This window comes from Kiloniella sp. (genome assembly GCF_965205715.1).
Lineage (GTDB): Bacteria > Pseudomonadota > Alphaproteobacteria > Kiloniellales > Kiloniellaceae > Kiloniella.
Genome location: NZ_CBDBHW010000014.1, coordinates 155,697 through 169,438, shown reverse-complemented (window position 1 = coordinate 169,438; position 13,742 = coordinate 155,697). Strand labels below are relative to the sequence as shown.

General features: G+C 43.6%; 14 protein-coding genes and 2 pseudogenes. 12 read left to right on the top strand and 4 right to left on the bottom strand.

The window, feature by feature from the left end; translation table 11 throughout:
- Positions 1-39 precede the first annotated feature (39 nt).
- Together rpsI and rplM are read right to left on the bottom strand one after the other, a co-directional pair.
- Positions 40-522, bottom strand: coding sequence for a 30S ribosomal protein S9 (gene rpsI / locus ACOGW3_RS17745; RefSeq protein WP_419904217.1), 483 nt, complete (start codon positions 520-522; stop codon positions 40-42).
- Positions 523-525: 3 nt separating this feature from the next.
- Entirely contained in the window at positions 526-990 is a 465-nt protein-coding gene (rplM, locus tag ACOGW3_RS17740) for a 50S ribosomal protein L13 (RefSeq protein ID WP_419904216.1), read from the bottom strand.
- A 281-nt stretch (positions 991-1,271) separates the two neighbouring features.
- Here rplM and ACOGW3_RS17735 point away from each other — a divergent pair, with 281 nt between their 5' ends.
- The 9 genes and pseudogenes from ACOGW3_RS17735 to ACOGW3_RS17695 all read left to right on the top strand — a co-directional run bounded on the left by ACOGW3_RS17735 (position 1,272) and on the right by ACOGW3_RS17695 (position 8,545).
- Positions 1,272-1,778: an FAD-dependent oxidoreductase gene (locus ACOGW3_RS17735; protein ID WP_419904215.1), complete on the top strand. Its 507-nt coding sequence runs from the start codon at positions 1,272-1,274 to the stop codon at positions 1,776-1,778.
- A 95-nt stretch (positions 1,779-1,873) separates the two neighbouring features.
- Positions 1,874-2,110, top strand: a pseudogene (gene tnpA / locus ACOGW3_RS17730) (IS200/IS605 family transposase); the annotation flags it as partial.
- Positions 2,111-2,289: 179 nt separating this feature from the next.
- A complete protein-coding gene (gene istA, locus ACOGW3_RS17725) occupies positions 2,290-3,798 on the top strand; it encodes an IS21 family transposase (protein ID WP_419901087.1) in 1,509 nt (502 codons plus the stop codon).
- A complete protein-coding gene (istB, locus tag ACOGW3_RS17720) occupies positions 3,795-4,607 on the top strand; it encodes an IS21-like element helper ATPase IstB (RefSeq protein ID WP_419901088.1) in 813 nt (270 codons plus the stop codon). The genes istA and istB overlap by 4 nt, the downstream gene beginning before the upstream one ends.
- A 42-nt stretch (positions 4,608-4,649) precedes the next feature.
- A pseudogene (locus tag ACOGW3_RS17715) lies at positions 4,650-4,889 on the top strand (transposase); the annotation flags it as partial.
- An 18-nt stretch (positions 4,890-4,907) separates the two neighbouring features.
- Positions 4,908-5,666, top strand: a complete 759-nt coding sequence (locus ACOGW3_RS17710; RefSeq protein ID WP_419905948.1) for an NAD(P)/FAD-dependent oxidoreductase — start codon at positions 4,908-4,910, stop codon at positions 5,664-5,666.
- A 479-nt stretch (positions 5,667-6,145) separates the two neighbouring features.
- Positions 6,146-6,403 (top strand): hypothetical protein, encoded by a 258-nt coding sequence (locus ACOGW3_RS17705; protein ID WP_419904214.1) that lies wholly within the window; start codon positions 6,146-6,148, stop codon positions 6,401-6,403.
- Between the two features lie 236 nt (positions 6,404-6,639).
- On the top strand, positions 6,640-7,872 hold the full coding sequence (locus ACOGW3_RS17700; protein WP_419904213.1) for a polyhydroxyalkanoate depolymerase: 1,233 nt from the start codon (positions 6,640-6,642) through the stop codon (positions 7,870-7,872).
- Between the two features lie 262 nt (positions 7,873-8,134).
- Entirely contained in the window at positions 8,135-8,545 is a 411-nt protein-coding gene (locus ACOGW3_RS17695) for an SPOR domain-containing protein (protein WP_419904212.1), read from the top strand.
- Between the two features lie 54 nt (positions 8,546-8,599).
- Here ACOGW3_RS17695 and ACOGW3_RS17690 read toward each other — a convergent pair whose 3' ends face one another.
- Complete coding sequence (locus ACOGW3_RS17690; RefSeq protein WP_419904211.1) at positions 8,600-9,379, bottom strand: HpcH/HpaI aldolase family protein; 780 nt, start codon at positions 9,377-9,379, stop codon at positions 8,600-8,602.
- Between the two features lie 409 nt (positions 9,380-9,788).
- A complete protein-coding gene (locus ACOGW3_RS17685) occupies positions 9,789-10,529 on the bottom strand; it encodes a helix-turn-helix domain-containing protein (RefSeq protein WP_419904210.1) in 741 nt (246 codons plus the stop codon).
- A gap of 174 nt (positions 10,530-10,703) precedes the next feature.
- Here ACOGW3_RS17685 and ACOGW3_RS17680 point away from each other — a divergent pair, with 174 nt between their 5' ends.
- The 3 genes from ACOGW3_RS17680 to ccoO all read left to right on the top strand — a co-directional run bounded on the left by ACOGW3_RS17680 (position 10,704) and on the right by ccoO (position 13,740).
- Positions 10,704-11,171 (top strand): hypothetical protein, encoded by a 468-nt coding sequence (locus ACOGW3_RS17680; protein WP_419904209.1) that lies wholly within the window; start codon positions 10,704-10,706, stop codon positions 11,169-11,171.
- A 159-nt stretch (positions 11,172-11,330) separates the two neighbouring features.
- A complete protein-coding gene (gene ccoN, locus ACOGW3_RS17675) occupies positions 11,331-13,001 on the top strand; it encodes a cytochrome-c oxidase, cbb3-type subunit I (protein WP_419904208.1) in 1,671 nt (556 codons plus the stop codon).
- 13 nt (positions 13,002-13,014) lie between these two features.
- The gene (ccoO, locus tag ACOGW3_RS17670; RefSeq protein ID WP_419904207.1) at positions 13,015-13,740 is read left to right on the top strand and encodes a cytochrome-c oxidase, cbb3-type subunit II; all 726 of its coding nucleotides are present in this window, start codon (positions 13,015-13,017) and stop codon (positions 13,738-13,740) included.
- Positions 13,741-13,742: the final 2 nt, after the last annotated feature.

Below are 13,742 nucleotides of genomic sequence, written 5' to 3'. Positions count from 1 at the left end.
AGCCCTTTCCATATATTTCGAACTTCTGTTCTTTGAAGCTTAACGCTTGGAGAACTGGAAGCTACGACGGGCTTTCGCCTTACCGTATTTTTTACGTTCAACAACACGGGCATCACGTGTAAGGAAGCCGCGAGCTTTCAGAGCAGGACGAAGGCCTGGCTCGAAATAAGTCAAAGCTTTAGAGATACCGTGACGAACAGCACCAGCCTGACCAGAAAGACCACCACCTTTAACGGTGCAAACGATGTCGAACTGACCTGTACGCTCAACTGTCTCAAATGGCTGAGCAAGCATCATACGAAGAACTGGACGTGCGAAGTAAACTGCTTCTTCACGACCGTTAACCGTAATAACGCCAGTACCAGGCTTGAGCCAAACGCGTGCAATAGCACCTTTACGTTTACCAGTTGCGTAAGCACGACCTTGTGCGTCGAGTTTAGGTTCAGCAACAATTGCGCTTTCTTCAGCAGCAGGAGTTACATCACCAAGATCACTCAAAGAGTTGAGAGTTTCTTCAGCCATTGATTACTGGCTCCTCTTGTTCTTGATGTTTCTGGAAGCAATGTCCAGAACTTCAGGCTGCTGAGCTTCGTGGTTGTGGTCAGGACCAACAACAACACGGAGGTTGCGCAACTGCTGACGGCCGAGAGGTCCTTTAGGAACCATACGTTCGATAGCTTTTTGAACAACGCGCTCAGGGAAACGACCATCAAGGATCTGACCAGCTGTACGTTCTTTGATACCGCCCGGGTGGCCGGTATGCCAGTAGTACTTCTTGTCAGCGAGTTTGTTACCGGTAAGGGCAATTTTCTCAGCATTGATAATAATGACATTATCACCACAATCCATGTGTGGAGTGTAAGTCACTTTGTTTTTACCGCGTAAGATATTTGCGACTTCTACAGCCAAGCGACCGAGAACAACGCCTTCAGCGTCAATCACGAACCACTTTTTTTCAATATCTGCGGGTTTAGCAGAATAAGTTTTCATATAACAGAGCCACTGCATACTGTTGTAATAGGGAGCAAGACACACACTGTGCTCTTGCGTGGTTGGGTTCTATTACAGTGATTATGAGCTGTCAAACGGTTTTATTTTTTAGCTTTGCAAATAAATCAATAAAAACAATCACTTAAAAAATAGGTAATATATTACCCCAATTATTTTGAATTATTTTCGAATATCTGTGAACTTTTATAGCAATTAGGTTGATTGAGATAATAAATACGCTAAAGGTATTTTTGTATAAAATATGTAAACATGGAGTATTTATGTATCCTACATCAGATGTCGTGGTAATCGGTGGCGGAATTATAGGAAGCGCGGCAGCCTTCTTTATTGCAAACGATCCCGACTTTGACGGTAAAGTAACAGTAATTGAAAAAGATAACAGTTATCAAAGCTCTTCAACAACTCTATCTGCTGCATCAATAAGACAGCAATTCTCGACACCAGAGAATATTAAAATCTCCCAATACGGTATTGAATTTCTTCGAAACCTTCGAGAAAACCTTGCTTTAAGTGATGGAAGTCAATCTGACGTTGATCTTGACATCGGGTTACAAGAAAAAGGCTATCTATTACTGGCAAGTACAGCTGGTGAGGGTATTCTTAGAAACAATAATAAGGTCCAGAAAGAACTAGGAGCTGAAATCAGCTTGCTTTCTCCAACGCAGCTCGGTGATCGCTTTCCATGGATGAATTGCGATGATCTTTCCTTGGGATCTCTTGAAAATAAAGGGGAAGGATGGTTTGACGCCTATAATTTAATCCGGTAAACCCCCGGCTATGCCGGGGGACTCTCAATGGTTTGACCGTTCCCACGGTCTTACATTTCTTTGTTTATTGACCAAAATAACAAAGGAATTAGCCGATGAGAGATTACAAAAGCCTTGCACATACGAGATGGGATTGTAAATACCACGTGGTTTTCATCCCTAAACGCAGGCAAAAAGTTATCTATGGCAACCTACGTCAGTATCTTGGTGAAATTTTCCATGAACTGGCCGGGCATCGCGAAAGTAAGATTGAGGAGGGCCATTTGATGCCGGATCACATTCACATGTGTATCAGCATACCGCCCAAACATGCTGTTTCAAAAGTCGTTGGTGTTCAGCGACAATAACCTTGGCCGGTTGCGACAACCACCTTGGCCGGTGGATCTGATCATTAAAAAGGGCGTGCCCGTTTGATAATCAGATCCACCGGCCAAGGCTTAATTTGGTGTTAGTTACAAGCTGCTGTGAGTTGATAAATTAGGAACCTCTAGATGTAATTGGAGGAACCTGTTTGCCGTATAAATTTATCACAGATGAACAACTGAGACTTTACATGACAGATAGAAAAACTCATGGTCAACGAACCGCCGCTGCCCGCGCAGGGTTTAGCGAACGCACGGCCCGCCGATTTGACGTTGATGCGACTTTACCGTCACAACGCAATATAAAGCGAGGGCGAACAGTTTCTGATCCGCTTGAAGATATCTGGGATAAGGACATCCTTCCCATTTTGGATAAAGACAACTCGGTCAAACCCATTACTTTGTTGCGCCACATACAGAGCCTCTATCCGCTCCGTTTTCCCGATGACCGTGTCAAGCGCACGTTAGAGCGCCGAGTTCGGGGATGGCGGGCTCTGAATGGCCCTGAAAAGGATATCATTTTCAGGCAAACACCTGAGCCGGGTTACATGGGCCAATCAGATTTCACGGATGCAGCCGACTTAAGTATTACCATTGCAGGAGATCCTTTGGTGCATCGGCTCTATCATTTTGTTCTGGTATATAGCCGATGGGAACATGTTGGGGTCGTACTTGGCGGTGAGAGTTTTACAGCCCTTGCGGAGAACTTACAAAATGCGCTTTGGTCCTTGGGGGGCGCTCCTGAAAACCACCGGACCGACAGCCTGTCTGCGGCCTTTCGGAATTTGAGCGTTGAGGAAAAGGAGGACATTACCAAACGTTATTCTGCTTTTGTTGAGCACTACGGTATGGAGGCCAGTCGAAATAACAGAGGGGAATCACACGAGAACGGTGCCATTGAATCTCACCACGGTCACCTTAAGACTGCGATAAAGCAGGCCCTGATTTTGCGTGGCAGTAATGACTTTGACACTTTGGATGAGTATCGGCGATTTTTGGACGAGCTGATTGCTAGACGGAACAAACATCGTGACCAAGATATCCAAACAGAGTTGAAATCTCTCAAGGCGTTACCTCCTCGGCGAACAACAGATTACACTGAAGTCGTGTCGAGAGTTACCAAAACAAGTGGTTTTTTAGTTAAGCAGGTTTTTTATAGCGCCCCTTCTCGCCTAATTGGTCAACGCTTGCGTGTCCATATTTACGATAACCGGATAGAAGCCTATCTAGGCAGCACTCATGTCGTCAGCCATTCTCGTGAGCGGGGGCACGGCAAAGGCCCCCGCATTCATGTTATCAATTATCATCACGTCATTCATGCTCTCAAACGTAAACCTCAGGCACTCGCCAATTCTATTTATCGTGACAGTATTTTTCCAAGAACCGAGTACTCCCTGGCCTGGACATTGTTTCAGAAAAAGTTGTCCCGCAGAGATGCGTGTCGTCAGATGGTTGGGATACTTTTCCTTGCGCACGAAGAGGCTTGTGAGGCCGAAGTCGCGCACCTGATTTCGAGAGAAATCAATGCAGGAAGGCTACCTTGCGCAAAAAAACTTAAGCTGAATATCACAAAAAAGAACACGGATTTACCTCCTGATATTCCCGTGGTTCAACCTTCATTATCAGTCTTTGATACTCTGTTGGAGGATCGGGCATGACAAACATTGAAGTGGATCAGCACAAGCTGCCTCTTATGCTAACTGACTTACGATTACCCAGCTTTCACAAACACTGGCAAGATATCGCAATCCAATCCGACAAGGAGGGCTGGTCAGCAGCCAGGTTCCTTGCCGTTTTGGCCGAATATGAATTGGCCGAAAGGGACACGCGACGCATTCAACGCCATCTCAACGCATCAAACCTGCTGGGCGGAAAAACTCTGGCCACTTTTAACTTCAAGCGGCTGCCTAACGTGAAAAAGGCGCAGGTCGAAGCCTTGTCTGCCGGTGACTGGATTGACGCAAGAGCAAATCTGATTGCCATTGGAAATTCAGGGGGAGGAAAAACTCATCTCCTATGCGCCGTAGGTTATGCTCTTATAGAGGCTGGATACCGTGTGCTCTATACGCAAACCAGTGATCTGGTGCAAAAACTCCAGGCTGCCAGACGTGAACTTATGCTCGAAAACGCCCTCGCAAAACTCGATAAATTTGATCTCATCATTCTCGATGATATTACCTATGCACAAAGGGATATATCTGAAACATCCGTGCTCTTTGAATTGATCGCCAGACGATATGAGTACCGAAGTATTGCAATTGCTGCCAATCAACCTTTTAGCGGATGGGACAATATTTTTCAAGATAAGGCCATGACCGTTGCAGCAATCGATCGTCTTGTTCACCACTCAACCATTCTTGAGATGAATATCGACAGCTACAGACAATGGGAAGCCGCCCAAAATCTCAAAAAAATGTTGCGGAAAACCACAAACAAAAAGGTGAAAAATATGCCTGAAGCATCGTAAATAAACGTCAGATCACAGCCGCATCAAAAGCGGCCAAGGTGGTTGACGCAACCGGACAAAGTGGTTGACGCTCTACACGTTGGATACCTAAAAGGAAAAAGCGCGATTGCCATAGCTCGAAAATTCAAAAATAAAGCACGGAATTTCAAGGGTGAAAATTTTTGGGCCCGTGGATATTTCGTCTCAACTGTAGGGCTCGATGAACAGATGGTGAGGGAGTATATCAGAACGCAAGAAGAGCGTGATAAGTACTTTGACCAAATGGATATATTCAATCCATAACCGCTTTAGCGGTTCCCAATTTGCCCCTTTAAGGGGCTCACCCGCTTAAGCCCCCGGCTTTGCCGGGGGTCATTTAACTTACTGCAATTATTCAGGTCGAAAAACAAAGAATTGGGGGTCGATTATCTATATGACGAGGTTATGGGCCTTAAATATAAAGGCAATAAAATCCACTCCGCTCTTTTAAAGAATAACGATCTGATCCATGGCGAGGCCTTTATCAATGCTGCAGGGCCAAAGGCATCCCGCATAGCCTCAATGGCAGGGATCCAACTTCCCGTGGAAAGTAGAAAACGATGTGTCTTTGTTTTTCATTGTCGAGATGAAATACAAGGTTGTCCATTGGTTGTTGATAGCAGTGGAGTGTATTTTCGCCCCGAAGGTGAAAATTTCATATGCGGGGTTTCACCTGGCGAAGAAAATGATCCCCAGTGTTTTGACTATGAAGTTGATTACAATTTGTTTAATGAAACAATTTGGCCAATCCTTGCCCACAGAGTTCCTGCTTTCGAAAGTATTAAACAGGTAAATGCCTGGGCCGGACATTACGCATACAACCTATTGGATCAGAACGTTATCTTGGGGAGTCACCCCCAAATAGATAATTTATACTTCGCCAACGGGTTCAGTGGACATGGTTTACAGCAGGCACCAGCGGTTGGTCGAGCATTGTCAGAACAAATCGTTCATGGCAGGTACCGGAGTCTTGATTTATCTATCTTCGATTTTGATCGAATTTTAAAAAATGCGCCTATAAAAGAACTGAATGTGATCTAATTATTAAAATTAGTTAACCAACGCAAGGGTTTGAAAAATATGATGTATATTGATTCAACCCCTTGTATTGGCTTTAATGGATAAGCGTGTTCACATTCTTACCACTTTTTTGCCCCACCACCGCTCTAGTTTTTCTGCTTAAGATAGGTGCATGGGAAAATTTAATCATACATATCGCTTGGATACACAGGCAAACAAAACCAATTGTTCTTTCAGTGAACGGAACGATGATATCGATGTTGATCGTTTGGTCTGGGATGTAGAGTATCGAGAGTTGGTCAAAAGAATTCTTCAGCCAAAGGGTGTAATGCATATTCCTCTGGGAATATGATCAATCACTCCCCTCACCCAGATGAATAAAGCAATTCAATAGCCTCGTTCACTTTACCAAGCGCGATATTTAAAGTTAGTGATAATGATATAAACATTATCTACAAGTCCTTTGTTCTTGCTAACGAAGGTGCTAAAATCTTCCTGTTATGTCTCAAAAACTAAAACCAAACGCCAAGCAACTCTCATGGCTTAAACGCGGGCTTGATCAAGCAGGTGGAAAGTTGCCGCTTTTTGACGAGTTTGGCCAACACTATGATTCCAAGCTTATAAAAGCTTGTATCGATCATGGCTGGGCTGAGCTTTGGTTTAACAATGTTTTGAAACCAGATTGGCAAGTCTGTAAGCTCACTGAAAAAGGCAAGCAAGAATGTAGTAGCCAACCTCTTCTTGATTTTGATCTTTAAAACCAGATCCGGTTTAGGTTAACAACTATTTCTTTTTCATGACATTCTCGCGACCATGACATGAAACTTTATACAATCGTTGACTGTCCGGTCAAAGACGCATAGCCTTCAATGTATTGTGCAGTGCACAAATAAGATAAATCGATACGATCCTAAAACGAAAAGTCGAATATAACGGCCCGTTTAAGGTGTTTTGAATGCTATAATACTGAGACTGAAGCGTCGGGGGAAACACTGTGCTATATACGTTTTTTGATATGCAAAGCGCTGCATTGGGGCCAATGCGTGCCATGACAGAGCTTACAAAAACATATTTTAATAACCCGCTCTTCCCTATGTCTCAGACTCATATCGGTAAAATGATGGCGGCAAGTGCCGATGTCATCGAAGGTGTTATTCGCCATCGTGGTAAACCCGAATGGGGTTTTCAGGCTATCCAGAAAGATGATGGTATACATCCCATTGATCTGGCCAGGATTGACCATAAGCCATTTGCAGATTTAATCCGTTTTAAATGTGACCTCGCCAAAAATCCTAAAAAAGTACTTCTCGTGGCCCCAATGTCAGGTCACTTTGCGACACTTTTAAGGGGAACCGTGCAAACACTGGTTCAAGATCATGAGGTCTATATTACTGACTGGAAAGATGCGAGTAAGGTACCAGAATCTGATGGTTCTTTTGGTCTAGAAGATTATATTCAATATCTTATCGATTATATGCACCTCTTAGGTCCGGATCTTCATGTCATTGCTGTGTGCCAACCGGCGCCTCTTGTTCTGGCTGCCGTATCTATTTTAGCCGCAAATGACGATCCAGACCAGCCCAGTACAATGACCTTAATGGGTGGACCTGTAGATCCGGGAGCTGCCGAAACAGAAGTGACAAAACTTGCAGATAGTAAGTCGTTATCCTGGTTTAAGAATAATCTAACAGCTTCTGTTCCACTCCATCACGAAGGATCTGGGCGACGTGTTTATCCAGGATTTTTACAGCTTGCGGCCTTCATTTCGATGAATTCAGCCCGTCATGTCGATGCTCATATGCAGCACTATAATAATCTAATCGTAGGAGATGGGGATTCTACCGAAAGCCATAATAAATTTTACGATGAATATTTGTCAGTCATGGATGTTACGGCCGAATTTTATCTTGATACCATTGAGCATGTTTTCCAATCGCGAAGCTTGCCAAACGGAACAATGGATTGGAAGGGTCAAAAAGTAGATCCATCCAAGATAAAGAAAACGGCTCTTTTAACTGTTGAGGGCGAGCTCGATGACATATCAGCGCCAGGTCAAACAGAAGCTGCACACCACATGTGTTCCTCACTTGTTAAAAGCAAACACAAAAATCATGTTGAAAAAAATGTCGGGCATTATGGCATTTTTAATGGCCGTAAATGGCGCGAAAGCGTATCCAAGGTGATTAATGGATTTATTGAAAAACATCACCGCAAGCCACAGAATTAATTACCCTTTTAGGGAGTTCATTATCTTTTTATAAAGAAAATCGAATTAGGTTAGTTAGGAAATATTAACCTAATTTATTTGGTGCTCGCACATGCCAAACCTACGACTATCTTTTCTACCCCCCCTACTTCTAAGCTCTATAATACTCCTGAGTGGTTGCGCAGGTAGCAGCATTTACGAAGAAACCAAAGGGTGGGGCGTTGGTTTATGGGAAGGAGTTAAAGAAGGGACAAAACAGGCATCAGACGCAACAAAAGAAGCTATGGATTCCGTTACAAGCCCTTCTGAAGATACAAAATCTAATTCTCCTGAAATAGAAACCTCAGCTTTAGAACCCGTAAAAGCGCCTAACGGAAGTACAAGTACTCCTGCTCCTTTAAAGGCTTCAGAAAAGATGGCCCAGCCTCCAGAAATCACATCCGGGGGGAGCTATGCCCTTCATTTGTCATCGAATAAAAGTAAGAAAAGTGCAGAGCAAGAATGGGCTGAACTCAAAAATGCTTTTCCAAGAGAAATGAAAGGTCTAAAGCTCCAATTGAAAGCTGTGGATATCTCTGGGAAGGGTACTTTTTATCGAGTTCTTGGTTCTGCTTATGAAACGAAAACTTTAGCTGCTAAGGCTTGTGAGAAATTTAAACAGAAAAAACAGTACTGTGTGGCTGTGAAGTTATAACATAGTCAGCATCAGGTGAGTTATATTCCCACCTAATGCTCGTTTCATATAAAACTATGATCTTCCTAGTATTGATCTGAGTTCATCTACTTTTGCCCTTGCCCCTTTAACAACAAATCCGATGTCGCCACCATCAAGAACCAAGTCATAACCAGATTCATAAAGAGTAGTCGCTTGGCGTTGTGGTGTGGGGATGGCCCCGAGTAATTTTCCTGCCTTTTTAACTGCGAGTTCGATCTTTTGGATTGCTTCTAACACTACGGGATGATCTGTTTGTCCTGGGAATCCAAGATCCGCGGACAAATCAGAAAGTCCAATGAAAATCATGTCCACCCCGTCGGTAGATGCTATTTCAGCTGCATTTTCAACGCCTTCAGCATCCTCAATCTGGCAGATGATCATGACTTCATCGTTGAATGTTTCAAGGTATTCCATTGCCCGGACCCCATAATCAGCGCCGCGTACTATGGTAGAGGCAACGCCTCTTTTCCCTTTGGGAGCATAAAGACAAGCCTTTACGACATCTCTGGCTTCACAAGCTGAGGATATAGATGGCACCATTACACCATCAGCTCCAGCATCTAAAACGCGTTTAATTTCAGAATAAGAATTGTGGGACACACGAACAAATACTTTGGGCCCATAAGCTCTTGCAGCTTGCATTTGGACTATCGCGTCAAGAACTGATCCAGGACCATGTTCCAAATCAACCATCAAACAGTCATTACCAGCCTGGGCGATAATTTCAGTGGCCAATGGATTGAACATATCGATCCAGCATCCAAAGGCTGGATGATGTTTTCCAAGTTTTTGACATAATTGTTTTGTGGTCATGATTTATGGTTCCAATGGTTTTTGATTTGAATTTAGGAATTAGAAATACAACTAAACAGATGCTAACCGAAGAAAAGCATCGATAAAACCAGAACATGTAAATAGATGTTATTATAGGAAGTTAGCAAGCCAGCCGAGGATGTGCGCGAAGCACATCCTCCCAAAACTCTAAATGAATAGGTTTTGGATCGCGACTTACAAATTGCACGATAAGCGGCTCGCTTTGGGAAGTGCATCCAATCGCGCCGTGAGGCAGCGTAAAGATCCCTTTTCCCAAAGCTTATTGATCTGAATTTCTCAGATCGGGCAGTTCTTGTGTAGCAACTTAGTCAAAATAGCTCAAGCATTACCCATAAAATTACGAAATATCTTAAGTAATTTATTCGGAGTTCAGTTGACAGTAAGTAGGTTAGTCTAGCCCTTCAGCAAGATCTGTTAGCTCTTGCATGTCAGTTATTTCTAACTCACCGTTTGTAGGAATGGAGATTATACCGCTTTTTTTCAAATTAGTGAGTGTGCGGCTAACTGTTTCTGTGGTGAGCCCAAGATAATCACCTATATCAGAGCGTCCCATCGGGAGAGATATGTTTGTTGCCTGGCCATTTTTGGATTGGACTCTCTTCGAAAGAGAAAGCAAGAAGCTACAAACCTTTTCTTTAGCCGTTTTACGACCTAACAAAAGCATTTGGTCTTGGGCTAGCACGAGTTCGTTTGAAACCATATTTAATAAGCGATTTTCAAGGTGGGGTAGTTTTTTCAATAATTCTTCGAGTTTCGCCCGGGAGAAACGACACAATCTTGTGTCTTCCAGGGATTCAGCTGAATAGGCATAACAATCGTTCATCGCTATACCCAGGAAATCACCGGGAAACAGGAAGCCGGTCATCTGACGTCGACCATCTGGCAAAAGTTTGTAAAGTTTTACGGAGCCACCGGTAACATTAAACAGAAAATTTGCTGGGTCTTGTTCATTAATAATTGTAACCCCCTTGCCCACTTCAATACTTGAAGAGATAGAAGAGAGCTGCTGCAGATCGTCACACGACAGGGCATGGCAGAGGCTCATCTCGGCGATGTTACATTTTTCACAAGGGGAATGTCCGGATACATGAGAATCAATTTTAGGTGCAACTTGAGAACGACTTCTCATTTATTGTTCTTCCTGACTACATCTTTTTTATGTTTAATTAGAGTGATACTACCTCACTCGATAATGAGAAACAGATAACTCGTAAAATCTGTGCGTCAAATTGACCTACATCAAAGACCAATTCTTTGAAATGCACTTCAATCAAAATATAACCCCATATGCGAGTAATCTAAAGTGCAATTTGCAATTAATTCCCTTGATCAAAATAACTGCCTTCAACTTTTACCGTTAATTCAAACGTTGAAACAGGACATTACGACCGATGAGTGGCAAAGCTATGTAGATAGTTTTACCGGTCGGAATAGCCGTGAATGTGGAATTATCACGGTTAAAAATACGGCTGGTTATTATTTGGGAGTTCTCTGTTATAAAATAGTCGAAGATGTTTCACATCAAATGGTTATGGATGTTACAAACTATGTAACTGCAGACTTTCTTGGTCGGAATGACATATCAGACACTCTATTAGAGTGGCTTGAAGGACAAGCTATTTCCAGAACATGTCATGCCATACACCTAACTATGGATATTCAGCATACAATTATCCCTGAAAGTGGTTACACTAAATCCATTCCTAACCAACTTGCAGATAAGGGATACGTTTGTGACGCGATCCGATTATGTAAGCGTTTAAGTAATTAACCGTATAAATCAACTAGTTTCGCCTTCATAAGGGTGCGTCAACCCGTACTATTGACTTAGATCAATGCTCTTATGTACTTGAGGGGTAGGTTACAAGGGCTGTTGGGTTTTCTATCCAGCAGTTTTACCACGTTTTTTTTAAAAAAGGCGACTTCAGGAATGACTCGGGAAACTACTGCTAAAGGGAGGTTGTCCATCGACGGATGGGTAATCGCAGCGGCACTGGTAATTGGTACTTTCTATGCCACATTAACAGCCGCACGAACAGAAGACCCAGTAATGAGCATCCATGCGTATCTATTCGCTGGCGCATTTTTACTTGGTTTGTTTGTTCTTATTAAATCTTATTATGACAACTCAGAACGTATTGCCAGTCAGGCATCAGGCACACCAATAGAGTACGATCTAAAGGTTATTAAAGCTGGTGTCATTGCTTCAGTATTTTGGGGTATCGCAGGGTTTTTAGCTGGGGATACACTTGCTTTTCAATTGGCATACCCAGATTTGAACTTTGACACATCTTTCATAAATTTTGGTCGGCTACGTCCCCTACACACTTCGGCTGTGATCTTTGCCTTTGGCGGTAACGTTCTTATCGCAACATCCTTTTATGTTGTTCAACGAACATGTAAGGCACGTCTTCCTGGTGTCTTTTCATCATGGTTTGTCTTTTGGGGATATCAACTTTTTATTGTTGTTGCCGCAACAGGATACCTTATGGGGGCGACTCAAGGAAAAGAGTATGCTGAACCAGAATGGTATGCTGATTTATGGCTAACAATAGTTTGGGTAGTATATCTGTTTGTTTTCCTTGGTACTCTCTGGAAAAGACGTGAACCACACATTTATGTCGCGAACTGGTTCTACCTCGCCTTTATCGTAACCATAGCCATGTTACACATCATTAATAACCTGACGGTGCCTGTTTCCTGGACCAGCTCCAAGAGTTATATTGTATTCGCTGGTGTACAAGATGCTCTGGTTCAGTGGTGGTATGGGCACAATGCTGTTGGCTTCTTCCTGACGGCTGGGTTCCTAGGGATTATGTACTACTTTGTACCGAAACGCGCGGGCCGCCCAGTCTATTCCTATCGCCTTTCCATAGTACACTTCTGGTCACTTATTTTTATGTATATATGGGCCGGACCGCATCACCTACACTACACAGCCTTACCTGAATGGGCGCAAAATCTGGGCATGACATTCTCTATTATGCTTTGGATGCCTTCCTGGGGTGGCATGATCAACGGCTTGATGACGCTTTCGGGCGCTTGGGATAAACTTCGTACGGATCCTGTCATTCGAATGCTTGTCGTTTCCATTGCCTTCTATGGTATGAGTACTTTTGAGGGGCCTGTTATGGCGATCAAGGCTGTTAACTCGCTTTCTCACTATACAGACTGGACCGTAGGTCACGTTCACTCTGGTGCATTGGGCTGGGTAGCTTTTGTTAGTTTTGGTGCTCTATATTGTATGGTGCCATGGCTTTGGAACCGAACTCAACTCTATTCCCTAAAGCTGGTTAATTACCACTTCTGGATCTCCACTATTGGTATTCTCCTTTACATCACCTCCATGTGGGTCTCTGGAATTTTGCAAGGCTTGATGTGGCGTGCCTATGACGAGTATGGCTTCCTAGAGTATTCATTCGTCGAAACCGTTGAAGCAATGAATCCTTTCTATTGGATCCGTGCAATCGGTGGGGCTTGTTTCGTGATCGGTTCTCTGATCATGGCCTACAACCTCTGGCGTACGGCTCGCGGAGATGTAAGAGATGAACAACGTTCTCTTGCTCCTGAAGCTGTTCCTAGCCCTCTAGCAGCAGAATAAGGAGGCATTGATCATGATGAAACACGACATTTTCGAAAAAAATTCGATCGTAATGCTTATTGGTATTCTTATCGTCGTATCAATTGGCGGTTTGATTGAAATTGCGCCTCTGTTTTTTCTGGAAAGTACAATTGAGAAGGTGAAGGGCATGCGTCCCTATTCTCCTCTCGAACTTGCCGGGCGAAATATCTACATCCGTGAAGGTTGTTATAACTGTCACTCACAGATGATTAGATCTTTACGTGACGAGGTTGAGCGTTATGGCCCCTACTCACTTGCTGCTGAATCGATGTATGACCACCCACATCAATGGGGATCTAAACGTACCGGTCCAGATATCGCACGTGTTGGTGGGAAATATTCTGATGAATGGCATAAAGAACACCTGGTAAATCCACGTGGGATTGTTCCTGAATCTGTAATGCCAGGCTACCCGTTCTTACTTGATACGCCGCTTCGTTTCAATGACATCAAAGAGCATTTGGAAGCAAACCGTATGGTTGGTGTACCTTATAGTGATGAGATGATTGAACTGGCGGAAGAAGATCTTAGAGCACAAGTTGATCCCGATGGTGATACTGATGGGCTGTTGGCACGTTATCCAAAAGCTCAGGTCCGAAACTTTGATGACAACGCCAAGGTTATCACTGAAATGGATGCTTTGATCGCCTACCTGCAAATGCTTGGCACCCTCGTGGATTTCTCAGCCTACAAGGCTGAAGGTCCGGAACTGCGATAGGA